The organism is Aeribacillus sp. FSL K6-1121 (assembly GCF_038003725.1).
GTDB classification, from domain to species: Bacteria; Bacillota; Bacilli; order Bacillales; family Aeribacillaceae; genus Aeribacillus; species Aeribacillus composti.
The window spans coordinates 2,916,172-2,939,240 of record NZ_JBBOPS010000001.1 but is presented as its reverse complement, the minus strand read 5'-3'; the positions used below and the strand labels follow the sequence as shown (position 1 = coordinate 2,939,240).

22 protein-coding genes are annotated in these 23,069 nt (G+C 39.5%); 11 read left to right on the top strand and 11 right to left on the bottom strand.

Annotated elements, in window-relative coordinates:
• The first annotated feature begins 41 nt into the window (after positions 1-41).
• From rpe to rhaB, 7 genes are all read left to right on the top strand, one after another.
• Positions 42-722 (top strand): ribulose-phosphate 3-epimerase, encoded by a 681-nt coding sequence (gene rpe, locus NSQ61_RS14275; RefSeq protein WP_311067313.1) that lies wholly within the window; start codon positions 42-44, stop codon positions 720-722.
• A gap of 1 nt (position 723) precedes the next feature.
• Positions 724-1,659: a ribokinase gene (rbsK, locus tag NSQ61_RS14270; protein ID WP_340807404.1), complete on the top strand. Its 936-nt coding sequence runs from the start codon at positions 724-726 to the stop codon at positions 1,657-1,659.
• Positions 1,660-1,674: 15 nt separating this feature from the next.
• Positions 1,675-3,204, top strand: coding sequence for a sugar ABC transporter ATP-binding protein (locus NSQ61_RS14265; RefSeq protein WP_144596907.1), 1,530 nt, complete (start codon positions 1,675-1,677; stop codon positions 3,202-3,204).
• Positions 3,201-4,184 carry an ABC transporter permease gene (locus tag NSQ61_RS14260; protein WP_063386514.1) on the top strand — a complete coding sequence of 328 codons (984 nt, stop codon included), beginning with the start codon at positions 3,201-3,203 and terminating at the stop codon, positions 4,182-4,184. The genes NSQ61_RS14265 and NSQ61_RS14260 overlap by 4 nt, the downstream gene beginning before the upstream one ends.
• Positions 4,185-4,195: 11 nt before the next feature.
• On the top strand, positions 4,196-5,164 hold the full coding sequence (locus NSQ61_RS14255) for an ABC transporter permease (RefSeq protein WP_340807399.1): 969 nt from the start codon (positions 4,196-4,198) through the stop codon (positions 5,162-5,164).
• Positions 5,165-5,223: 59 nt separating this feature from the next.
• Positions 5,224-6,273 (top strand): autoinducer 2 ABC transporter substrate-binding protein, encoded by a 1,050-nt coding sequence (locus NSQ61_RS14250; RefSeq protein ID WP_094244946.1) that lies wholly within the window; start codon positions 5,224-5,226, stop codon positions 6,271-6,273.
• 376 nt (positions 6,274-6,649) lie between these two features.
• Positions 6,650-8,095: a rhamnulokinase gene (gene rhaB, locus NSQ61_RS14245; RefSeq protein WP_340807395.1), complete on the top strand. Its 1,446-nt coding sequence runs from the start codon at positions 6,650-6,652 to the stop codon at positions 8,093-8,095.
• Between the two features lie 627 nt (positions 8,096-8,722).
• Here rhaB and NSQ61_RS14240 read toward each other — a convergent pair.
• From NSQ61_RS14240 to skfA, 7 genes are all read right to left on the bottom strand, one after another.
• Entirely contained in the window at positions 8,723-8,992 is a 270-nt protein-coding gene (locus tag NSQ61_RS14240; protein WP_340807393.1) for a hypothetical protein, read from the bottom strand.
• A 13-nt stretch (positions 8,993-9,005) separates the two neighbouring features.
• Positions 9,006-9,512: a HEAT repeat domain-containing protein gene (locus NSQ61_RS14235; RefSeq protein WP_063386519.1), complete on the bottom strand. Its 507-nt coding sequence runs from the start codon at positions 9,510-9,512 to the stop codon at positions 9,006-9,008.
• A gap of 43 nt (positions 9,513-9,555) precedes the next feature.
• Positions 9,556-11,004 carry a sporulation killing factor system integral membrane protein gene (gene skfF / locus NSQ61_RS14230; RefSeq protein ID WP_340807391.1) on the bottom strand — a complete coding sequence of 483 codons (1,449 nt, stop codon included), beginning with the start codon at positions 11,002-11,004 and terminating at the stop codon, positions 9,556-9,558.
• Positions 10,997-11,719, bottom strand: a complete 723-nt coding sequence (locus NSQ61_RS14225) for an ABC transporter ATP-binding protein (RefSeq protein WP_066250460.1) — start codon at positions 11,717-11,719, stop codon at positions 10,997-10,999. The genes skfF and NSQ61_RS14225 overlap by 8 nt, the downstream gene beginning before the upstream one ends.
• A 15-nt stretch (positions 11,720-11,734) precedes the next feature.
• A complete protein-coding gene (locus NSQ61_RS14220) occupies positions 11,735-13,234 on the bottom strand; it encodes a CPBP family intramembrane glutamic endopeptidase (RefSeq protein WP_339193954.1) in 1,500 nt (499 codons plus the stop codon).
• Positions 13,231-14,466 carry a sporulation killing factor system radical SAM maturase gene (skfB, locus tag NSQ61_RS14215; protein ID WP_066250467.1) on the bottom strand — a complete coding sequence of 412 codons (1,236 nt, stop codon included), beginning with the start codon at positions 14,464-14,466 and terminating at the stop codon, positions 13,231-13,233. The genes NSQ61_RS14220 and skfB overlap by 4 nt, the downstream gene beginning before the upstream one ends.
• Positions 14,467-14,673: 207 nt before the next feature.
• A complete protein-coding gene (gene skfA, locus NSQ61_RS14210; RefSeq protein ID WP_063386524.1) occupies positions 14,674-14,841 on the bottom strand; it encodes a sporulation killing factor in 168 nt (55 codons plus the stop codon).
• Between the two features lie 544 nt (positions 14,842-15,385).
• On the opposite strand from skfA, the gene NSQ61_RS14205 reads away from it, so the two are divergent.
• Positions 15,386-15,535, top strand: coding sequence for a hypothetical protein (locus NSQ61_RS14205; protein ID WP_186439321.1), 150 nt, complete (start codon positions 15,386-15,388; stop codon positions 15,533-15,535).
• A 929-nt stretch (positions 15,536-16,464) separates the two neighbouring features.
• A complete protein-coding gene (locus NSQ61_RS14200; protein WP_066250471.1) occupies positions 16,465-17,676 on the top strand; it encodes an MFS transporter in 1,212 nt (403 codons plus the stop codon).
• 308 nt (positions 17,677-17,984) lie between these two features.
• Here the strand turns inward: NSQ61_RS14200 and NSQ61_RS14195 are convergent, their stop codons facing one another.
• A complete protein-coding gene (locus NSQ61_RS14195; protein ID WP_339198389.1) occupies positions 17,985-18,191 on the bottom strand; it encodes a hypothetical protein in 207 nt (68 codons plus the stop codon).
• Positions 18,192-18,445: 254 nt separating this feature from the next.
• Between NSQ61_RS14195 and NSQ61_RS14190 the strand changes: the two genes are divergently transcribed.
• Together NSQ61_RS14190 and NSQ61_RS14185 are read left to right on the top strand one after the other, a co-directional pair.
• Positions 18,446-18,943 carry a 2,4'-dihydroxyacetophenone dioxygenase family protein gene (locus tag NSQ61_RS14190; RefSeq protein ID WP_201108562.1) on the top strand — a complete coding sequence of 166 codons (498 nt, stop codon included), beginning with the start codon at positions 18,446-18,448 and terminating at the stop codon, positions 18,941-18,943.
• Between the two features lie 177 nt (positions 18,944-19,120).
• Complete coding sequence (locus NSQ61_RS14185; RefSeq protein WP_066250478.1) at positions 19,121-19,549, top strand: SRPBCC family protein; 429 nt, start codon at positions 19,121-19,123, stop codon at positions 19,547-19,549.
• A gap of 172 nt (positions 19,550-19,721) precedes the next feature.
• On the opposite strand, the gene NSQ61_RS14180 is transcribed toward NSQ61_RS14185, so the two are convergent.
• From NSQ61_RS14180 to NSQ61_RS14170, 3 genes are read right to left on the bottom strand one after another with little or no spacing between them, the layout of a single operon-like run.
• Positions 19,722-20,813, bottom strand: coding sequence for a glycosyl transferase (locus NSQ61_RS14180; protein WP_340807387.1), 1,092 nt, complete (start codon positions 20,811-20,813; stop codon positions 19,722-19,724).
• Positions 20,794-22,011 carry a glycosyltransferase family 4 protein gene (locus NSQ61_RS14175; RefSeq protein WP_117017019.1) on the bottom strand — a complete coding sequence of 406 codons (1,218 nt, stop codon included), beginning with the start codon at positions 22,009-22,011 and terminating at the stop codon, positions 20,794-20,796. Before NSQ61_RS14175 ends, NSQ61_RS14180 begins: the two co-directional genes overlap by 20 nt.
• Positions 22,008-23,051 carry a sugar phosphate nucleotidyltransferase gene (locus tag NSQ61_RS14170; RefSeq protein ID WP_063386531.1) on the bottom strand — a complete coding sequence of 348 codons (1,044 nt, stop codon included), beginning with the start codon at positions 23,049-23,051 and terminating at the stop codon, positions 22,008-22,010. Before NSQ61_RS14170 ends, NSQ61_RS14175 begins: the two co-directional genes overlap by 4 nt.
• Positions 23,052-23,069 lie beyond the last annotated feature (18 nt).

Genomic DNA, 23,069 nt, shown 5'->3' with positions numbered 1-23,069 from the left:
ACTTGAATTTATCTGTGAAAACGGGGGAATTTTCAGTGACGATGATAGGGCCGTCGCTAATGTGTGCAGACATGGGAAATTTAAAAAGGGATGTGCAAGAACTTGATCAGGCCGGGGTCGATTTTTTTCACATTGACATTATGGACGGTTCGTTTGTTCCGAATTTTACGATGGGGCCGGATATGGTCAACGTCATCCGTGCGGCAACGGATAAGCCGTTAGATATTCATCTCATGATTATGAGGCCGGAGGAGCATATAAATTTATTCGCTGATGCCGGTGCGGATATGATTTCGGTTCATATTGAATCAACTATTCACTTGCAGCGCGTTTTGCAAACGATCAAATCTAAAGGCATAAAAGCGGGAGTGGCCTTAAACCCCTCCACTCCAATTGAATCGATTGAATATGTGATGGATGTGATTGATTATGTCACATTGATGACAGTGAACCCCGGTTTTGCCGGTCAAAAATTCATACCGACGATGTATAACAAAATCAAGAAACTTCATCAATTGATTGAAAAAGAAAGCTACAATATATTGATTCAAGTTGACGGCAATATAGGTTATGAAACGATCCCAAAGGTTTTGGAAAATGGAGCAAAAATGCTCGTTTGCGGCACATCCAGCTTGTTTAAATCCAAAGGGTCTCTTCATGATGCTGTTATTCATCTTCGTCAATTTATTGAAGGAACAGCCAAGGTAAAAACGGGGGATTAATATGTCTTCAATTACAGTAGTTGGCAGCATTAATATGGACATTGTTGCGATGACAGACAAATATCCGAGCCATGGTGAGACAGTTTTCGGGAACAGCATGGTTTTGTTTAGTGGAGGAAAAGGCGCCAACCAAGCAACAGCTTGTGCAAAGCTTGGAAAAAAAGTTTATTTGATTGGTGCGATCGGAGAAGATGCTTTTGGCGCCGAACTAACAAAAAGACTAGTGCAAAACCGTGTCGACACGACATTAATCAAAATAGTGCCGAACGTTCCTACAGGCAGCGCCTTAATTACAGTTGATTCATCAGCTGAAAACACAATGCTCGTGATAAAAGGCGCAAATGATTCATTAACCGCTGAAGATATATTGGAAAGGATCAATACGATTGAGGACAGCAAGGTGCTTCTCATTCAAATGGAAATACCTGTTGAAGCCGTTATCCAGGCGATGAAAGCAGCAAAACGAAAAGGGATGTTTGTTATATTAGATCCGGCTCCTGCAGAAGGCATAGTACTCGAGGCTCTCCAGTATGCCGACATTATAACGCCGAATTTACAGGAAACCTATACATTGACAGGCATTAAAGCTGATTCAGAAGAAAGCGCAATCAAAGCAGCAGAACATTTCCACCTTCATTTTGGAATGAAAAAGAGCATTATTAAAATGGGCGGAAGCGGTCTTGTGCTTTATGATGAAGGCAAGACTTTATTCATACCGCCGTTAAAGGTAAAAGCTATTGATACGGTTGGAGCTGGAGATTCCTTTGCCGGGGCTCTTGCATGCGCAATTGCTGATGGAAAAACATTAGAAGAAGCTGCCAAATTTGCTGTTATTGTTTCCGGCATCAAAGTAACTAGAAAGGGTGCGCAAGACGGCATTCCGACACTTGAGGAAGTAAAGCAATATTGCAAAGAAAATGGAATAACAACTGGTTAGAAATAAGGTGATAGCATGAGTGAATACTTGCTTCAAATGTTAAATATCAGCAAAACATTTCCTGGTGTAAAAGCATTAGATGACGTGAAGCTTGAAGTAAAGAAAGGGGAAGTTCATGCCCTTATTGGAGAAAACGGCGCCGGTAAATCCACACTCATTAAAATACTAGCTGGAGTTTATCAGCCTGATCCAGGAGCTCAGTTTTTCTTTGAAGGAAAAGAAGCAAAAATACGAAGACCAATTGATGCCACTATGCGCGGCATATCAATTATTTACCAGGACTTAAGCTTATTTCCGAATTTATCGGTAGCAGAAAACATTTATATAGGAAGAGACAGCGATAAGCATTCTTGGAAAAAAGTTGATTGGGCTCTTATGGAAAAAACGGCCAAAAAGGCTTTAAAAGAGCTTGATTTTGAGATTGATGTTTCAACACCGGTAGAAAAACTGAGCATAGCCCAGCAGCAGATGGTCGAAATAGCGAGGGCGCTTGCGTTTGATGCGAAATTAATCGTCATGGATGAGCCGACATCATCACTTTCCGCCGGTGAAGTAGAGAAGCTGTACGAAGTTATATTTTCTTTGAAAAAAAGAGGGATTTCAATTATTTTTGTAAGCCATAAATTAAAAGAACTGTTTACAGTTTCTGATCGATTCACCGTTCTAAGAGATGGCAAATATGTCGGTACGTATCATGCAAATGAATTAACAGAAGAAAAACTAATTACGTTAATGGTTGGCCGGAAAATTTTATATGAAAAAAATAAAGAAAAGGCAGCCTCAGGCAAAACATTGCTTGAAGTAAGAAACCTTGCGAAAGAAGGAAATTTCAAAGATATTTCATTTGAACTGAGGGAAGGGGAGGTTCTTGGAATTACAGGGCTTGTAGGCTCTGGTCGAACCGAGCTGGCGCAAGCTATTTTCGGCATTAATCGTCCTTACAAAGGGGACATCATCATTAACGGTCAAAAGACTGTGATCAAGTCTTCAGAAGAGGCAGTAAAAAAAGGAATTGCTTATATTCCTGAAAGCCGGAAGACACAAGGGCTTATTTTAAGGCAATCAATCATTAACAATATTTCGCTTCCTGTGTTGAAAAAATTAAAAAATAAATTTTTGCTGATTAATCGAAGAAAAGAAATAGAATTAGCTGAGCATTATATACAATCATTAGATGTCAGACCGCCGCTGCCATACAGGGCTGCCGGCGATTTGTCAGGTGGAAATCAACAAAAGGTAGTCATAGGAAAGTGGCTGTCAACAAATCCTAAAATTTTGATTATCGATGAGCCGACTAACGGAATTGACATCGGTGCCAAGTCAGAAATCCATAAGCTTTTAAGAGGATTAGCGGCAAATGGAATGGGAATCATTGTGATTTCTTCTGAACTTCCTGAGGTGCTTGCTGTTAGCGATCGCATTATCGTTATGCGCCATGGACGAATTGCAGGCGAACTCGGGATTCATGAAGCGACACAGGAAAGCATCATGAACCTTGCATTGCTTGGGCAAAAGGGTAAGATCCGCGAGGAGGCACAATTATGAAAGCGTTTTTAAAATCAAAAGAAATGAGCGTTGCTGTCATTATTTTACTTCTATGCATCATATTGGCCTTCATTAGCCCGGTATTTTTAACAGCAGATAATTTGTTGGATGTTGTGAAAGGAAATGCAGTATTAGGCATTTTGGCTATTGGAATGACGCTTGTCATCATTACAGGGGGGATTGATGTATCTGTTGCAGCAGTGACAAGCGCGGTATGTGTCGTTTTGGGCAAGACGATGATGTTTTTGCCTGATAGCCCACTGACCATTGTGTTAATTTTTGTCATTGCTCCGCTTTTCGGAGTGCTGTTAGGCTCCATCAATGGAATTTTAGTTGCAAAAATTCAAATTCCGGCGATTGTCGTTACTTTAGGGATGATGAGTATTATTAACGGACTTGTTCTGTATATTACAAACGGCCAATACTTGAACAGCAGCAACTTCCCAACTGTTTTCTTAAAATTTTCGAATTTCTCTGTTTTTGGAATATCCATTATTATTTGGCTTTTTATCATTACAGCAGCTTTGACATGGTACATTCTTAAATACACATTAATCGGCCGCGAAGTAATGGCTATTGGCGGAAACAAAGAATCGGCTGTCCGAGTCGGAATTAACTACAGCAAAGTTCAAATATTTGTTTTTTCTTATATGGGCTTTTTAGCAGGGATTGCTGCGATTGCTCAAACTTCTTATACAAAAGCGGTAGATCCGAACGGAATGCTTGGCTTGGAATTAATGGTTATTGCTGCAGTGGTGCTGGGAGGAGCCAATATAATGGGAGGACGCGGAACAATATTTGGAACGATATTAGGTGTTCTTCTGCTAGGAATTATACAAAATGGATTAATATTAGCGAAAATTGATACTTTCTGGCAAAAGGTTTTTACAGGGGCAATTATTTTAATCGCTGTATCGTATGACCATATTCAATATAAACGCTCGCAAAAGCAGCTTTCAAAAATTGAAGTGGAAGCATAAGGGGGGAGAGGATGAAACAGGTTGCGCTTTCAAAAGAAAATATACTCGGACTCATTGCCATCGGTCTATTTGTTTTGATGAGCATAAGTGTTCCGGGATTTTTATCAAGCAATAACTTGACAAATATGATGTTTCAGCTGCCTGAGTTCGGTTTGTTTGCTTTAGCCATGATGGTGGTGATCGTAACAGGCGGAATCGATTTGTCGATCACGTATACGGCAGCGCTGGCAGGGGTAGCAATTGCGATATTATCAAGCAATGGATATCCGATGATCATTGCGATTTTAGGAGGCATTGCAGTTGGACTTCTTTGCGGTTTTATGAATGGATTGATTATAGCCAAGATCGGAGTATCACCGATTCTTGTAACCCTTGGGACAATGGTATTGTTTGAAGGGCTTATTCTCAGCATTACAAAAGGAAATTCAATATCCGGATTCAGCCCTGAGTACACGCTGATTGGAAATGGTTATTATCTGGGGCTCATTCCGCTTTCGATTATAATCTTTCTCTTTGTCGCTATTTTGACTTCCGTACTGCTGAATAAAACAGTATGGGGAAGATCAGTTTATATGGTTGGAAGCAATCCGGTTGCATCCTTGTTTTCAGGGGTTAATAACAGCAAGGTTTTAATGAAGGTGTATTTATATAGTGCTTTGTTAGCAGCAATTGCTTCTATCATCATGACATCAAGATATAACACAGTAAAAGTTGATCTTGGATCATCCTATTTATTGCAAAGCGTTGCAGCAGCCGTTCTTGGCGGTACTGAAATCCAAGGAGGCTATGGGAAAGTGATCGGCACGTTATATGCAGTTATGATTTTTCAAATGATATCCAGCGGCTTAAATCTAATGGGAGTGCCGAGACCGATTGTGACAGTGATTATGGGGGCTATTTTAATCGCGGTGTTAATTATTAACTTTATTAAAGTAAAGGCTGATGAAAACAAGCAAAAAAAGCTTGCAGAAACAGCATAATGACTTTTCTTTAATTGGTTAAAAGATTTATAAACTATAAATTTACAAGGAGGAACAGTATGAAAAAAATTGCAGGTTTATTTGTCGCTTTATTGCTTGTATTTGGTCTTCTTGCAGGATGTGTTTCTCAGCAGGGTGCAGGGGGGAATTCAAATTCATCTAAAGATGGAAAAGATGAGGCTGGCGGGGGCGATGGAAAAATCAAAATTGCCGTTGTTCCTAAACTAATTGGCATTCCATATTTCAATGCATCTGAAAAAGGAGCAATTCAAGCGGGAAAAGATCTTGGAGTCGAAGTGATTTATACAGGTCCAACAGAGGCAGATGCTGCCCAGCAGGTTAAGGTGATTGAAGATTTAATTAGTCAAGATGTGGATGTAATTGCTGTTGCACCGAATGATGCAGCTGCATTATCGCCTGTATTACAAAAAGCGAAGGATAAAGGAATTATCGTGATGGACTGGGATACACCAGCAGATCAATCTTTAGTTGAACTTTCTGTCCACCAAATTGATGACGAAGCTTATGGCCGTCATATCGCAAAATCATTAATTGAACAAATGGGGACTGAAGAAGGGGAAATCGCCATTCTCACAGGTGGTCTTGCGGCAGCAAACTTAAATTCATGGATCGATGCAGCGAAGAAGGAGCTTGAAGAAAATTATCCAGGAATAAAGCTAGTAACAGATAAAATTGCGACTGATGAAAAGCAGCAAGTGGCATACCAAAAAACGCTGGATTTAATTAAATCATATCCGAACCTTAAAGGGATTATGGCATTTTCAACTCCTGCTCCTCTTGGCGCAGCTCAAGCTATTCAAGAGAAAGGTCTTCAAGACAAAATCGCTGTTGTCGGAACAGCACTTCCGAAGGATTCAGCTCCATTTTTAGAGGATGGCTCATTAGATGTAGCAATCCTTTGGGAGCCTGACAAATTAGGATATTTGACAGTCGCTTTAGCTAAAGATCTTGTTGATGGCAAAAAGCCTGAAAACGGCCAAAATATAGATGGTGTAGGAGAAGTGGAAGTTTGGGAGGATGGTAAAACGGTCATTATGGGACCGCCTACAGACTTCACAAAGGATAATGCTAAAGACTATGACTTTTAATTTTCGTTAAAGAGATTACCCCTCTCACATTTTTGCAATTGGAGAGGGGTTTCGTTATTTTAGAAAGTATTGCTATTTTTGCAGATCCGGTAAGTTCTTTGCCTTGCAATAAAAAAGTGAAGGCTAAAATATCAATATTTTTATTGGCAGGAAACGTAAAGAGATTTTTCTTGCTTTGTGGAAAGGGAAAACTTTTTTAATGGTTACTGCCAATGAATTTTTTGAAGAATGGAAGAAAAGTTGTTTGCAAATGTTTACTCAGATTTTGACCTGCTGCATGAGCAGCAAGAAAATGTCTAGTTATGGAACGCTATCCTAATTTTTAAGCGAAACATTTAGCAGCTTCATAGATTGTGTGAATTTTAGGAGGGATAAAATGACACATATCGCAGTTGACATCGGTGCATCAAGCGGACGGCTTGTCATAGGGGATATAAAAAATGGAAAATTGACAATTGAAGAAATACACCGATTTGCCAATGGTTTTACGGAACGAAATGGAACGTATTATTGGGATATTGATCATTTGCTGACGGAAATTGTAAAGGGATTGGCATATGCCAAAACATTGGGAGTGAAAAGGTGTACACTTGGAATCGATACTTGGGCTACAGATTATGTGCTGGTCGATCAAGAAGGAAAAAGGGTGCAAGAGGTCATAGCATACAGAGATAAAAGAACAGAACGGACGATTGAGAAAATTACGAAGCATATTTCCAAAAAAGATATATATGAAAAAACAGGCATTCAGTTTTTATCCTTCAACACCTTATACCAGTTATATGAAGAAAAAAAAGAAAATCTTGAAAAAACGAAAATGATTATGACAGTTCCTGATTACTTAGGATACAAACTGACTGGATGTGCAGTGACGGAAGTGACAAGCGCATCTTGTACTCAGCTTTTAAACGTGAAAGAAAAAGATTTTGATCAAGATTTGCTTCAGCTGCTGTCAATTGAGCGTGAGCAGTTTCCGCCGTTTTCTTACCCCGGGGACATGCTCGGATATGTTAGAAACGAATATTTTCCTGATTACGATCTTCCCGAAACAAAAGTGATTATAGTTGGTTCTCATGATACTGCTTCCGCAGTTGCAGGAGTACCTGCTGCTGAAAAAAATTGGGCGTATTTAAGCAGCGGAACTTGGTCTTTGATTGGGATTGAATCGGATGCGCCAATCATTACGGAAAAATCATTATTTTACAATTATACAAATGAGTGGGGAGTGTTTGGGACATACCGTTTTTTAAAAAATATTATGGGCATGTGGATTATTCAAGAAGTGAGAAGACATTTAACGAAAGATTACAATTTTGCCCAAATGGTTGATGAGGCAAGAAAGGCGCCTCCGTGCATACAATTTATCAATTTTAACGATCAGCGATTTTTTAATCCGGACAATATGGTAGAAGAAATTCAGAAATATTGCAGGGAAACGCTTCAGCCTGTGCCGCAATCAACAGGAGAAATTGCGAGATGTGTATTTACAAATCTGGCTATACTATATTCCTTGTCAATGGATGAAATTGAAAGTATATCGGGCAGAACAATCGATTCATTATATATTGTCGGAGGCGGCTCGCAAAATGATTTCATAAACGAAATGACCGCTGCTGTAAGCGGAAAAACGGTTTTTGCCGGTCCCTCTGAAGCAACGGCTGTAGGAAATATTTTAATTCAGCTAATAGCGGAGAAAAAGCTTGCAAATTTACAGGAAGGACGGAATCTAGTCTTGAACTCTTTTTCTATTAAGCGTTTTGATCCAAGAGAAAGCGGAAACGATGCATTAAAAGAACAATTTAAACAAGCTGTTTTCTCCTAGATATGTACAGAGTACCGGCTCCATAAGAAAAATTGATCATAACACAATAACTCATAGTGCCTATGTTACATCAGGAATGAGCGGCGCTCCAATTTGTGTTCACCAGCAATTGGAATGCATTATCATTAAAAAGTACATCGAGTTGGGGAATAGCATTTCCAACAGCCTCAAAAAATTTCATTTAAACTTGGGAGCGCAAAATGAAACAGAATATGGAAAGGTTCCTTTTGATGGTCTTAATAGATTAGCTGCTGTTTTATCGGATCATGTACAATAAAAGAGATTTTAGAATAAAGACACTATTCCAAAAGGCAAATAAATGAACTTCAAAAGGAACCAAAAAAATTTTTCTCTCAATTTATTGCTCCAAGAAAAATGTTAACGGAATGTTGAACATAAATTTTAATAGAGAAATATTTAAAAAGGTAAACCGATTCTTTTTACAGTGAAAAAGTCAAGAAAAAGCGGTAAGACTTTACTTTAGCTGTTTAATTTTTTTCATCATTTTGTGAAAACCTTCCTCTCCCATTGTTAATAATTCTTTCTTCATTTGTTGATTGACTAGGCAAAAAGCAGGGATTCCTTGAATACCAAAAGATTGTGCGATTGCATAGTTTTGATCTAAAACTACAGGAATTGTAATCTTTTTTCCTCTACTCGTGTTTTCACAAGCTCCAACGCTTTCTCTTCAGCTGTATAAGGTACATGAACGGCAATGACATGAAAGGTTTCAAGATTAACTGTTTCTTCTAATAACTGATCCGTTAATTCACTGCAATACGGGCAGCTAATTGACCAAAAATAAAACAAAAGCCGATTGGATGATGGGAAATCATGGCCGTTTTTTGGAACGTTCAGCCACGGCAAGTCTTTTGTCATTGTTTGTATTAAATCCATGTGCTGTTCCTCCTCATTGATCCTTTAGTTGCATAGCGATAATTTTACCAATTGCTTCCTCCGCGGCAAAAGGACTGACCATTCCGGACGGCTTATCCAGTTCTTCTTTTAGACACTTCAACATAAGAGGTTCAATTTTAGACGGATCGATCAAGGAGATTGCCCATGATGCCCAAAAACGCGGTTTTCCTTCTGTATTTCGTGCAACTTCAACGAGGGCGTTCAGACTGTGATGTCCGATTCTCATTAAGGATAAAGCAGCTGACATTCTTATATCTTCGTCGTCATCTTTTAAAAGCGAAGCGAGTTCGGGAACTGCTTCCTTTGCATCTGCACCAAATTCCCCCAGCACAACGGATGAAATCATTCGGAGGGATTTCTCATCTTTTAAGGCTTTTATGAGTATTGGGACAGCGGCTTTTCCCGTTTTTTTTAGCTCTTTCACTCCTTGAAATACCGTTGCTTCATCGCTGCTTTTTAGTTTCGTTAAGGCTTGAGAGATTATTTCATTTGAACTCATGAAAATTCATCTCCTTAAGAAAAAGTATTAAATCCCTTCTGATTCAACGTTCATATTGATAGAAAGATAAGAATAAAATCGTGCTTAACACGATCATGAAAAGAGGCAGCCAATAGAAAAGAAGGTTTTTGAAAAGAAAAAACAAAACGATGTAACAAAGGGTGCTCCCCATACAAATGAAAGCAAAATTTTTATAGTATGAAATCAGGCTGAGAGAGGGGTCTTTTTTATATGTTCTAACAAATGCCGCCCAGCGGATGGAAAGCATGAGCATGTATCCTCCAAGCCCGTACAAACTAAATGAAAGGAAATCTGTAAAAGCAGTGTTGAAATGGAAATGCCACATACCCACGCAATAAAGATAAAATAGAAAGATCCAAGCGGTATTCGATCCTTCCAGCAGCAATGCTTTTTTCCATAGTTTTCCCGGCAGCAAAAAAAGATCTCCAGACTTTGCATGTCTAATTAATCCTGAATAGTAGGAACTGCTGAAAAAAGCTCCGATTGTAAAAACGACCAAAATATAAAACCAATAAATGTTTTTTGCAATGAAAACGGGAACTAAGATGAGAAGAACAAACAAATGAGTAGCATGAAAAAAAATGTATTTCTTGGCAAGCAATATTTCGAGCCAAAGGAAAGAAAAAATACCGTTTAATCCTTTCAGCCCCCACCATGTGTGCATCTCTTTCAGGCTGTTTTTAAAAAAATCGGTTTGATGATCTTGAAACTCCGCCCAAAAATCAGCTTCTTTTACCAATTTTTCTTTGCATTCCGATTTTTTCGTTGTTATTCGAATAATCATGAACGAAAGGGCGATCATGATTAGAAAGGCAAGAAACCCTTGCAGCAAAAAGCTGTTTGTAAATAAATAGCCGATAAAGCCGATATGGTAGCTAATATACTTCTGCCAAATCAATTCATTGGCTTGAAAAAAAGAACCATAGAGAGCAATTCCATATATAACGGTGAGAATGAAGGCAACAAAGGAGAAAGCAATTTTTGTTCCTTTTACAGTTCTGGCACAGGACATAGCCATTATCCATGATTCTAATAAAACAATGAGACAAAGTAATCGGATTGATTGTGCTGTTAACCGGCCAAATGGATTTCCTGCCAAAAAATAAACGGCATCAGCTGTGATTCCTGAGAGAAGACAGAGCAGCCCTTTCCAAGACAATCGCCATAATAATATGGAATAAGCGATTTTAGTGAAAGAATAAGGGGCGGTATAAAGCCATATGACGTCTTGCATGAGCCCAGGTATGCGGTTGGAAAGCAGCCCAAAAATGGTCATGACAATAAAAATTCCTGAGCAAATCCATCCTGTATAGGCAATGTCCCAACTTCTGGAATTAGCCCCCCATTCAAGTTGAAACAGAAAAAACCATATAAATAAAACAAAAATGAACAGAAAGAATTTTATCCCGTGTTTTTGGCTATCGATTTCTCTTTTCGCTTGAAGGAACAAAAATGACCAAATATTAATCATTTGACCAATCCCCTAAACTGCGTATGACTTCTTGCTTCCAGGCTGGATATTCTTCGTTGTTTTTTGGTACGGCCATTTCTTTTACAATACGGCCTTCTCGAATTAATAAAACTCTGTTAGCCGTTTCCAATACAAATTCGAGGCTGTGGGTGGATATGAGAATGGCGCTATGATGTTTTGATTTACGGACAAGCCAGTTGGCAAGCCATTGTTTGGAAGAAATATCCAAACCGATTGTTGGTTCATCCAATATATATATAGAAGCGTTTTGTATAATGGCGCCAGCCAAAATAACCCTTTGCTTTTGTCCCCTTGACAATTGCCCGCTTAATCGATCCGCCAACGATTCAATATTTACCTCTTTTAAAGCTTCATAAACTTTTTTTTGAAGGTCTTTTTTTTCAACTTTGAAGGCTCTGGCGCGAAATTGCAAATGTTCCGCTACGGTTAAGGTAGGGTACAAATATGGGTGATCCGGAATTAGCGAAGCGGATTGCTGCGCTTCAACCGTACCAGGGGTATGCCCCGCAATTTTGATCGTCCCATCATCAGGGGTGTATAATCCAGCGAGACACCTAATGGTTGTTGTTTTACCTGCCCCGTTTGGCCCTAATAAGGCTACGATTTCTCCTGAATGAACGGAAAAAGTTATATCTTCTACACCATCGCCGTTACGATATTTTTTCTTCAAATTGGTTACTTGGATGATCTTCATGCCTCTCCTCCATTGTTATACTGAGGGTTGTTTGAAGGTTTCACTGGCCTTCAATTTTTTCTGGAAAGTGTAATCCCAAAGCGGCTTCATGACAAGAATAAAATTATAAATAAAATGAATGGTTAAGGAGGACAGAAAACCGAACTGGATGAAAAAGAATCCCAGTATAATGCCAAAGATTACTAATTGGATCCATCTGATCCATCTGGGATGAAATCCTGTTCCTTGGTGCATAATGGCCCATAGAATGGAGGAAATGATGATCGCCAAAGCCCAATTGCCGCTCAACCACCATATCGTCGGAATGATCAACAAACGGTAGACTGTTTCCTCTGCAATGGAGCTTTGCAGGCCGATGCTTAATCCTTGTTTAAATGTAAAGCCTGACAAGTAAATGGTACGATTGGACAACTCGGGAGAAATTCGCAGCCAATTTTTCTCTTCCAGCCATGAAAAAATTGCTGAAAAAAAACCTAAGCAGCCGATGCCGACACTTAAGCCGACGAAAAACTGCCATACAGCATTATCAAAAAAAGCTATTTGGAGAACATTACTCAAAGAGTGCCCTGCCAATGAACATATATATACGACGAAACCTGTGGCCAATCCTGCTAAAATTGCCGATAAGATTCCAAGAGCATAAACCGTTTTTATGCTGAGGCGGGAATCATAAGTATTGACGATGCTCAGTTGAATGTCTTCTTTTATTGTTATGATGTTACAAAAGAATAGAACCGCCCCCAGCAAGATGCTTGCAGTGATGCCGGCATTTTGGCGAAGGTTGATAAGGATGATGATCGCTGCAATAACGGCCAGGCATGACGCTAATACTCCCGTCATATTTAAGGTAGATTCCATTTGCTCTTTCTTAACCGCTGTTTCGATGTCTTCTGTCAATATCTCTTGTTCTGAACCGATATAGAATATTTGCCCGTTATGGATTTCAACCGTTATTTTCATTCTTACTGGTTGAGATTCGGCAATATACCAGTACGTTTCAATATTTTCCAAGTCTTCTTCTTTTCTGCCTGCACCTGTGAATTGAGATGCAGCCCATAATCCATTATCTGAGACGGCAAGCTCTTTTTTTAATTGTTCCGGAGAGGAAAAAGCGCCTTTATGTTTCGCCATTTCTTTCTTTGACAGGTTCGCGGTGTAAAACGTAATTTCTCCATTTGAATTGATGCCAATGATGACTGATCGGTTTTCTCGAACGAATCTAATTCTCCATGATTCGACTAAACCCCAATGATATAAAATATGGCGAACTTTGTTTAACAATCCTAGGTGATGCAGCATATTGACGGTATTTCGGTCGTACCAATACATCGCATAAAAATCCCAATCTGATACATCAATGCCGGAATACCGTTTAATGAATTGCACTGCCAATTCCCGAGCTTCTTTTTTATGTAATAATAGCGATTCGTACGTTTTTGGTTTGAATTTGTAAAACAGAAAGGTTCCTGCAATAGGAAGGATGATCCATAATAAATGGATGATGGTCGTCATCATGGTTTAACCTCAGCTTCTTTTTGAATGGTAAAAGGCAAATCGGCTTCAGGTAATTCTATCTTTCCTATACATCTACATTGTTTAGCAAGTCGCTTCGCTTGCATTAGCCTTTCCGGTGAACCGATCTCCTGCATGCTGTTTTTTAAGACGTTTCCAAGGGATGTATCTTCAATTTGACAAGGTGTAACTTGTCCATCCGCACGAATATACCATGACAAAAATCCCGGCGTGCAGAAATCTGTAAGACTATCATTTTGATGGTGGTCTTCCCAATCAATAATAATGATTTGATCACTCCATCTTTTTTTTGCGTCTGCCAACTGCTGCTTTACTTTCTCCTTCATTTCGCTTGTCATGTCTTGATATTCAGATGCTCTGCCTACGGGAATAGTTTGACCCGCACGAAATACAACTGCGCCAACTTCCACCGATTTTTCGATTACTTCATAAACTTCTTTGTAGTTGAGTTGGTTAACAGTCATAGCAATGAGGACGGGAACCGATGATTGAGCAAAACGTTCGGCATTTTTCAAGCTTTCGGAAAATCCTCCTTCTCTCCCTCTTAACTTGTCATGGGTGCTGCTGTTTCCATCTATACTTATTTGGACACTGACATTTCCCAAGTGGCTGATCAGTTCAATCTCATCGTCGCGCCAATTTAGGCCATTGCTAAAAAGGTTGACGTTCGTAAATAAAGAACTGGCTGTGGCAATGATTTTCAAGAAATTTTTTGTTAGCTTTGCTTCTCCGCCTGTAATGGTGATGTCAGCTACACCGTGAGATGCGAGTTTTTGCAACACTTTTATCCATTGGGAAGATGATAGTTCATCTGGATACGGTTTTCCTGAGCTTGCATAACAGAAAGGACACTTCAAATTGCACATATTTGTTAATTGAAGGGTGCAGCTGATTGGCAAATAGTACTCTGTAGATCCGGTGATCATCAAAGGGTGATTTAGCAGGCCTTTTTTCCACGCTGATGTAAATGGATGTGAATCTAGCTCGTTATTTAATTCTTCCTCACTTACCTTTTCTTTTGAAAGAATCTCCCAAATTCTTGCCGTTTTTTGAACACTGTTATTTTTGGCAAGCATTAAGGCTAATTCTGTTCCCCTGCCGCTAAGTCTAAAATAGAACATGCTTTTTCTGTCAAGCAAAATGGCCCCATGAGGTTGGAAGTGGATCGCAAATTCTGGTGAAGTGTTAGTTGCCGTTTCTAACAATTTTGACATAAAATCCTCCCTCTATAAATGTTGATATATCAATGGTTGTAGCCGTTTTAAGGGGTGTCAAAAAATTTTTTTTCGACACGTTTTCTAACTTTGTTTCTCAAATCTGTATATATATGACATTGGATGGGTGCGCTTCACTGCCACTACTCCTTTATTTTAGGGAGCAGTTAAAAAACTGCTCCATTGCAATCCTTTTGAATATAATGGTTATAGCAGGCGCATTGCCGGATGTGGGAGCCAGCAGACTCTAGTCATCGAGATACTTTTTGAGGCCCAGCAGCTCATACATCCAGCCGCTTTCACAATCGAGGTGCCTGCTGGCTTTTTCAGTTCCTTGATAGCTGTTGGCTCCCACTGTTTTTTTTGCTTCTCCATAATCCCATCTCCTTCCAATTAAAAATGGTCATTATTGGAATAAAATATAACTGTTTAAAATTTAGCATAGCGATAATGTCGAAGTAAGAAATAAATTGTCATTTTGTTATAATTTTTTGAAAATTTAATATAAAGATTTCATAACAGCTTGTATTGGTGCAAGAGCTGTTTATTATTGATACAAGTTTCATGCTTATTAGCCTTTTGATACAGGATGTCCGTTTCAGCAACCGGTAAGCCTTATCATCCAACCAGCGATTAGCGATTTACGCTACGGTTTTTGTATAAACTCAAATCCATATGAAGACCTTGCCACTTCCTTCACCTCAGCCCTTTCAGTTACAAAGCGTTTCATTGATGAAAGGCATTTAGAGCGCCGCATCAGGAAAATGAAAAAAATATATAAAGCGCGGCGTGACTATGTAAAAAAATGTTTGACTGAACAATTTGGCGACACAGTTAAAATTTTTGGCGATTCCACCGGTTTGCATTTAGTCGCAGAATTTCAAAACATCGTGTTTTTAATCAAGTAGTAAATGAAATAATGAAGAAGCATAAAGTGAAAATTTATCCTGAAGAAGTTCATGCTATTCAAAAAGGAATCCATCAAAACAAAATTATTTTAGGATATGGAAATTTAACAAAAGAAGAAATTGCGGAAGGCATTTTTAGATTAAGGCAGGCTCTAAATTAGGAGGTGTTCATCGTGGGGCATCTAAACGTTTGATGAAGATGAAAACATGTAGGATATTCATTTTAAGTGTCGATAATAAAATTGTCCAAACATGCCCATGAAACGATAATATTGACCAAATACAAAATTTGATGAGAGCGCTGTTTATGGAGGTAAGTTTGCTGGGACTTTAAGTCATGCAGGGTTTTAATCAAACGTTTGTTTAAGGGGTTAAACTCTCTCACAACTTTGAGGGGGTTTTTTTATGTGCTAAAAATTCGTTTCAAATGAATCAATTTCAGAGGATTTTATTTCATCAAATGAATTATCATAGACAGCCCCCGAACAAAACGGGGAAAAAGTTGGTATCATGCAAAACCACATGTATTTTGCCCTTTTGAGTTTTCGCTGGATCTTCAAATTCTAAGCGAATACATTTTACTTCAAGTAGAATGAAAGACAGCGGATCTTAAAGCATGCCGGATAGTGCGTCTGCTAAGTTTAAATGCCTGTATTGATTATAATATACGTTAGTTTTTATGTCGATGGCACATCATTTTGCTTTCATTCGTACCGCCTATGCCGAGTTTCTTTTTCAACGCTCGGATTTTTTCCTCAGGCTCTCGGTCGGGATTTCTGTTTTTTCCCTTTTCAGCATTATGTTGCCTGCATTGAATTTAAATTTTTGTTTGATTTGTTTGATGTTATAAGATATTATAAATCTGTAAAAAAGCGGAAGGATGATGGTTTGGATATGACTAACTAATTCTATCTTTAAGTTGCATTTTTAAGGAAGCGAATATATTTTCTGGATAGGATTAGTATGTGTTTGAAAATGCTAAATACAAATCACCGCAGTATGCCTGTAGAATAAACCTGCTGTCCAGAAAACAGAATAGCAGGTTTTCTATGTGCTTGAAATAGACCGGAAGAAAGCGTAGGTACTCACTATGTCAATGTCTCAGTGGAGAAAAATGATTATTTTAATGATTAACATGTTTATAACTATTGGAAGCTTCGGCATTATTATCCCCATATTGCCTGCTTATTTGGAGTCCATTGGTCAAGGCGGTACGGCAGCTGGTTTAATGGTCGCAATATTTGCAGGAGCCCAGCTTGTGTTTTCTCCAATTGCAGGGAAATGGACAGATCAGTATGGCCGGAAAAAAATGATTGTTTTAGGATTAATCGGTTTAACTGTTTCTATGTTTATCTTTTACGCATTTGATTCCATTTGGTGGCTGTACGCTTCGCGTGTAGTCGGAGGGATAGGCTCCGCGCTTCTGGTACCCGCTATTTTTGCTTATATTGCCGATATTACGACAATTGAGCAGCGGGCTAAAGGCAACAGTTTCATATCAGCAGCCATGTCGCTTGGGATTGTAATAGGACCAGGGGTTGGCGGTTTCTTTGCTGATTTTGGGTTGAAAATGCCTTTTCTTGTTGCAACGATCGTCTCTTTAGCTGCTGTTATTTTTTCATTAACAGTTTTAAAAGAAAGTGTTGAACAACAACATACCCCGGAACAAAAAACGCAAATCAATGATGAGCCGATGTTAAAAAAATTGGTTTCGTCCGCTCATAAGCCGTATTTTATGCTGTTGATTATTACTCTTGTTATGAGCTTTGGTTTAATGGCTTATGAATCTGTCATCGGGTTATATATGGATGATCAGTTTGGGGCAACACCGCAAGAAATTGCTTGGATGGTTACATTAACTGGACTGATAAGTGTGATTGTGCAGTTGTTTGTGGTCGATAAGCTTGTCGGCCGCTTTGGGGAAGGAGCCGTTTTAAATTTCTTTTTAGGCGTAGTTGCAATTGGATTTTTCCTTTCATTGTTTGCCGACAGCTATTCTCTGTTTTTTGTCATCACCCTCTTGATTTTTCTTGCAACATCCATCTTGCGTCCTGTTTTGAACACTCTTATTTCAAAGATGGCTGGAAATGAACAAGGCTTTGCCATGGGGTTAAACAACGCCTATATGAGTATAGGAAATATATTGGGGCCGATGTTGGCGGGAATATTATATGATATTCAAATTTTGTATCCTTTCATTTTAGGATGTATTTTATTAGTGTTTACACTTTTTATTACTGTCTTTTGGCAAAACAAGTCATTGAAAAATACGAAACTGGCCAAATCCAAGTCGTCTAGTTAACGCTAAGAACTGTTGTTATTTATCACCTTTTTTAGACCGAAGTGACAAGATGAATAGGCTTGTAAAAATCTATTCTCGTTGGGAAAATTGATCCCAACCCGTAACTTTTTTAAACAGTGCGGGAATGGATCATTTGCTGGCGCCGAAGTTCAATTGAAGCCGTCGTACAAGGAAAATAAAGCGCGATCGCTTGGGCGTTTACGTATTTTTGGACAGCCTCTTTAATCAAAGGCTGTCCTTTTTTTGTATTTTGGCATGCCATTCGCATGAAACGTATTCGACCAGCTTGAAATAATTGGTATTAGAAATTAGTTAGATAGCTTAAACTGTTGAACGAACCCGTTGAGCTCTTCTGACAGATTTGCCAACTTCATGGAATTTACTGAAATATCCTCCATCGAGCTGTTCGTCTGTTCGGATGCGGCAGATGTTTGTTCAATTCCTGCTGCAGACTGTTCAGCTAAAGAAATCCGCACAACATTTTTGCTTTTAAGCTTATTCTCATTTGCTTTCACCTCTGTTTTGATCTTTATTTTTGCATATGCCCATAAAGCAGGGGAGAAAATGAACTAAATGAAATGATAAAGATGAATAATTTTTATTCATATTAGATTATAACCAAATATGTTAATTATTGTAAATTTTAACAGTACCTTTCCTTCTTCTAGACTAAAAAGAATTTGTCATATTTGGATGAAGAAATCATATACATTTAGTGAATTTTTTCACCTTGTTTTAAAAGAAAAATAAAAAGGTGCGGGGGGATATTGTGGATCATTATGTACAGGTGGAAAAAAGAATAGATGTGAGGCGAGACCAATTTGCGCTTTCTGAAGGTTATATCCATTCTTCTTTAGAAACTTCGCCATGGGTCCCGTTTGTAGAAAACGTCTGGATACGCCATTTGTCTTTTGATATTCGCAGCAATACTTCCGTCAATGTTCTTCGGGTTGGATCTGGCGGCACGCTTGGCAGGCATCGCCACCGCGGTCCTGTCACTGGTTATGTGATTAAAGGAAGCTGGTATTACAAAGAATACGACTGGATCGCAAAACCGGGAGATTTTATTCGCGAAAGTCCGGGCAGGACACATACACTCGTTTCCGACGAAGGGATGGAAACTGTGTTTCATTTAAACGGACCGCTTGAATTTCTCGATGATCAAGACCGTATCATTGAAACGGTAGATGTATTTTGGTTTATCGATCATTACTTAACTTATTGCGAGAAAAATAATTTGCCCATTAATAAAGATTTGTTTTTATGATCCTTTGAAACTGATGTAAAAAATGACAGCGTTTACAAAGGTACAGAACCGTTCTAGTTCGGAACGGTTTTTTTCATTTATATCTAAGAATTTCTATTTCATGAGTCAGTGCATTTGACATAATACCTTGTGGTTTCATATAATTTGAAACTAAATGATGTAAAAAGGAGCAAGACTATGGAAAAAAATCATCAAAATCCATTACAAGACATTCATCAATCAATTGTATTAGAAGCCTTAATTGAAAAAGTTTGGGAGGCGGCGGCTACGTCAGAGGGGATTGCGTCATGGTTCATGCCAAATGATTTTCAGCCAAAGCTGGGACATGAATTCCATCTGCAATCTCCTTTCGGGCCGTCTCCATGTAAAGTGGTAGAACTTGAACCGCCTTACCGCCTCTCTTTCACATGGGATACAGAAGGCTGGGTTGTTTCATTTATTTTGAAGGATTTAGGGGATAAAACTGAATTTACTCTTATTCACAGCGGATGGAAGCATCCTGACGATGTGCTGCCTAAAGTAAATGAAAAAAGCTCTGTTGTTCGTGAACGGATGAATCATGGCTGGATGAACATTTTAAAAAAATTGCAAAAGGTTGTGGAATAACAAAAAATTCATTTACGTTTTCAGATCCAGCTCGAGGAAATAACTTGGAGGAAAAGAAAACAGCAAAAAAATTAGGGAGATGATGATCTCCCCAATGCAATCGCCATATCGTCCGAAGAATAGAGGAAAAGGCGGCTGCACTTTTTTGAACAACTGAAAAAAAGATTTTTTATTAAATCTTTTCGAATACTTCCAATTTTAGCGGATGTGCTAAAGCTTCAGTCATTAAATAGGAAAGAGTTGATTCCGCGCCCCGATTTTGATTAGGGCCATCGGAGTTCAGACCGTCACAGCAGCTGCCATCGCTAGGATCGACTAAAGGAATGTGATGGTCATTCCCGCCATAAAACCAGTCTCGGCAGCGCAGTACAACTTGTAAGTAAGCAGAATCATCCAAAATATGATAAGCTTCGTTTGCAGCTAAAGCTAGTTTCATAACATCGATGGGCTGCTGATCCCAGTCGGCGCGATTGTGGCGACTGCACCAACCCCGGTTGCCGATTGGACGAATGGAGGAGCTGTTGAATCCGCCCATCTTTTCGATGAGAAAATCAAGACTCTCTTTGGCAATTCGCAATGTTTCATTGCGACGGTTGTATCGATAGGATAAAAATAATCCCCAAGGCAAAATTCCATTGGCATATGTCATTTGTTTTTCGAACCAATGCCAATCTTCCGTTCGGTGCTCTTTGTATGCTGTTAATAAACTATGTTCGCATGTTTCTGCCAATTGTTTAAGTTCATCTTCTGCTATTTCAAGAGAGGAAATGCTGTTTTTCTTTTCCATGAGCAGTTTGCTGCAACTGGCCAGCAACCATGCTTGGCTGCGGGCAAAACGAAGCTTGCGGCATGCAGAAAGGGCATTGCGCAAAATTTCTGCTGCCACATAGCGGCGGGCATTGTCATTAAGTTTTAAATAGGCCATTGTCACTGCCCAAACTGATCGACCAAGACAATCTTCAGAACGAGTTTCCGATTCAGGTGTTCGGTCATAATAAAAGTTATTATGAAACCATCCATCATCCCTTTGAGCCCAAAGCAAAAAGGCTAAATACCGATCAAGCATTCCGTAGAGTCTCTTCAATTCAGACGGTTCATCTTGAAGAAGCTCTATCCATTCAATACATAGCCAAAGGGCGCGCGCATTGTCGTCTGTTGAATATCCTTCTTTACGGCGCGGAATCCGGCCGAGGCAATGCTCGATCAACCCTGTATCGTCAGTTAAACGTTCCAAATGATCAAAATTAATATTTGGTTGGGGCAACGTGTTTCACCACGCTTTCGTTCGGCTCTTTCACACCCTTCTCATCCAAGTCCATTTCGCCGATTTTGGCAAACAGCTTCAAATATTGCATCCCGACAGTTGGCCAATGGGTTGCCTTTCCAATCTGCCGAATTCGATTTTCCCATTGGTGTAATGCATTGTCATCCATTAATAGCTCTTTTAATCGCTGTTCCCATGCTTTGATGTCGCCATACGGAAGAAGCAGTTCTTCACAGCCTTTTAATAAATCTTGCGCATGCTCGTATGGCGTGGAGAGGATCGGACGGCCTATTCCAACGGCATAAGCCAGCGTTCCGCTTGTGATTTGCTGCAAGCCCGGATAAGGAGTTACATATAGGTCACACGCTGTTAAGTAGGAGACGAGCTCCTCTTCATTAAAGTAACGGTCAATCATTCGGACATTCTCTTCTAATCCGAGCTGACGAATCATGTTTTGCAGCTCTTCACGGTATGATTCTCCTTCCCGCTTTTTCACTTCAGGATGCGTTTGTCCCGCGATAATATATAACGTTTCCGGTACTTCACGGACAACTTCTGGGAGGGCTGAAATTAGAGACTCGATTCCTTTGCCGCGATTCAGTAATCCAAATGTAAGCAATACTTTTCTGCCTTCAAATCCCAGCTGGCGGCGAAGCTGATCCCGCTCGTTATCTCGAGGTTTAGGCGATCCATGTGGAATGTAGACAATTTTATTTTCGGGCAAATTATACGCTCGGACTAAATAAGAGACAGCCTTGCGGTTCATGACGACTATAGCGTCGCTTAAATCGGCAATTTCCTGCTGGACTTGCCGATATGGCGGCTTAGGATCAGAGAAAATCGTGTGAAACGTCGTAACGAGCGGTTTATTTAATGCGCGTACAAAGTCGACTATGTACTCTCCCGCTTCACCGCCGAAAATGCCGAATTCATGCTGCAAAACTACAACAGAAATATCGCTTCGATTGACCCTTTTGGCCATCTTCACATAAGCTGAACGATCTTGCATTGGCAAAGGCCAAAATCTCGGATTATTTTCATATACATTTCTGTCATCATTTTCATTATAAAGTACAATGATTGGATCACGATTACCGCGTTTGCCAGCAGCGCTTACGTTTGTAAATACATGTTCAGTGAAGGTAGCAATACCGCAGCGGCGCGGAGGATATGTGCTGACATATGCAATTCGACTCATGCTTGCATCACCCTCTCATATTGGTTCAAGATCAAGTTGTCGTACACTTTACCTTCATTTAAGAATGTCTTGTAAGCCATAATACTGTTGTTGACACGAATATTATCGCTTATGCTTGATTGATCCCAAAGAATAGAGTTTGAAAAATGCACTTTGGAGCCAATGCGGCAATGATCACCAATCACTGCAAACGGGCCAATTACTGACTGATCGCCTACCTCGACATTATCCCCGATTAAAACAGGAGGGATAAAGCGGACGCCAGATCCGATTTTGGTGTCTTTTCCTAACCAAACGCCCGGTTGAACTTGATTTCCGCGAGTAGGCAACGGGTTCCGATTTTCAAGAACGTCCCAATGAATTTTCCGGTAACGTTCTGGTGTTCCCATATCAAACCAGTAACCGCTGCTTATTTTTCCGTATACACTTTTGCTTTTTTGAATAAGGGTGGGAAATGTTTCACGTTCGATAGAAACTTCGCGTCCTGCTGGAATGTAGCGCATTACTTCTGGTTCAAGAATGTACAAACCAGCATTGATCAAATTTGATGGTGCTTCTTCACGACGAGGCTTTTCAACAAAACGCAAAATCCGGCTGGAATCGTCCAGTTGAACGACACCGTAAGAAGAAGGGTCATCTACTTCCGTCAGTGCAATTGTGGCGATCCCGCCGCTTTGTTCATGAAATTCAAGAAGAGGAATCAAGTTTGGCAAGTGAACAATGTCGGCATTTACAACAAGAAATCTTTCCTTCAAAAATCTTTCAGCATTTTTGATAGCTCCTGCTGTTCCCATTTGATGTGTTTCATCAGAGTACTCAATGTCTACACCGAAACGTTTGCCGTCTCCGAAGTAATTTTTTATGACATCTGAACAGTGATGTGAGGCTATTACGAATTGGTTGATTCCTTGATCGCGAAGATAAGTGATGAGGTGTTCGAGCCATGGCCGGTTAGCAATGGGTGCCATCGGTTTCGGCAAATTTTCAGTTAATGGGCGTAAACGTGTTCCTAAACCACCAGCTAACAGTAATGTTTTCATTTGTCATCCCTCCATTAG

What these genes read in the sequence shown, in the direction of transcription:
- rpe (WP_311067313.1), top strand. Translation starts at nt 42, where the DNA reads ATGATAGGGCCGTCGCTAATGTGTGCAGACATGGGAAATTTAAAAAGG.
- rbsK (WP_340807404.1), top strand. Translation starts at nt 724, where the DNA reads ATGTCTTCAATTACAGTAGTTGGCAGCATTAATATGGACATTGTTGCG.
- NSQ61_RS14265 (WP_144596907.1), top strand. Translation starts at nt 1,675, where the DNA reads ATGAGTGAATACTTGCTTCAAATGTTAAATATCAGCAAAACATTTCCT.
- NSQ61_RS14260 (WP_063386514.1), top strand. Translation starts at nt 3,201, where the DNA reads ATGAAAGCGTTTTTAAAATCAAAAGAAATGAGCGTTGCTGTCATTATT.
- NSQ61_RS14255 (WP_340807399.1), top strand. Translation starts at nt 4,196, where the DNA reads ATGAAACAGGTTGCGCTTTCAAAAGAAAATATACTCGGACTCATTGCC.
- NSQ61_RS14250 (WP_094244946.1), top strand. Translation starts at nt 5,224, where the DNA reads ATGAAAAAAATTGCAGGTTTATTTGTCGCTTTATTGCTTGTATTTGGT.
- rhaB (WP_340807395.1), top strand. Translation starts at nt 6,650, where the DNA reads ATGACACATATCGCAGTTGACATCGGTGCATCAAGCGGACGGCTTGTC.
- NSQ61_RS14240 (WP_340807393.1), bottom strand. Translation starts at nt 8,992, where the DNA reads ATGGATTTAATACAAACAATGACAAAAGACTTGCCGTGGCTGAACGTT.
- NSQ61_RS14235 (WP_063386519.1), bottom strand. Translation starts at nt 9,512, where the DNA reads ATGAGTTCAAATGAAATAATCTCTCAAGCCTTAACGAAACTAAAAAGC.
- skfF (WP_340807391.1), bottom strand. Translation starts at nt 11,004, where the DNA reads ATGATTAATATTTGGTCATTTTTGTTCCTTCAAGCGAAAAGAGAAATC.
- NSQ61_RS14225 (WP_066250460.1), bottom strand. Translation starts at nt 11,719, where the DNA reads ATGAAGATCATCCAAGTAACCAATTTGAAGAAAAAATATCGTAACGGC.
- NSQ61_RS14220 (WP_339193954.1), bottom strand. Translation starts at nt 13,234, where the DNA reads ATGATGACGACCATCATCCATTTATTATGGATCATCCTTCCTATTGCA.
- skfB (WP_066250467.1), bottom strand. Translation starts at nt 14,466, where the DNA reads ATGTCAAAATTGTTAGAAACGGCAACTAACACTTCACCAGAATTTGCG.
- skfA (WP_063386524.1), bottom strand. Translation starts at nt 14,841, where the DNA reads ATGGAGAAGCAAAAAAAACAGTGGGAGCCAACAGCTATCAAGGAACTG.
- NSQ61_RS14205 (WP_186439321.1), top strand. Translation starts at nt 15,386, where the DNA reads ATGAAGAAGCATAAAGTGAAAATTTATCCTGAAGAAGTTCATGCTATT.
- NSQ61_RS14200 (WP_066250471.1), top strand. Translation starts at nt 16,465, where the DNA reads ATGTCAATGTCTCAGTGGAGAAAAATGATTATTTTAATGATTAACATG.
- NSQ61_RS14185 (WP_066250478.1), top strand. Translation starts at nt 19,121, where the DNA reads ATGGAAAAAAATCATCAAAATCCATTACAAGACATTCATCAATCAATT.
- NSQ61_RS14175 (WP_117017019.1), bottom strand. Translation starts at nt 22,011, where the DNA reads ATGAGTCGAATTGCATATGTCAGCACATATCCTCCGCGCCGCTGCGGT.
- NSQ61_RS14170 (WP_063386531.1), bottom strand. Translation starts at nt 23,051, where the DNA reads ATGAAAACATTACTGTTAGCTGGTGGTTTAGGAACACGTTTACGCCCA.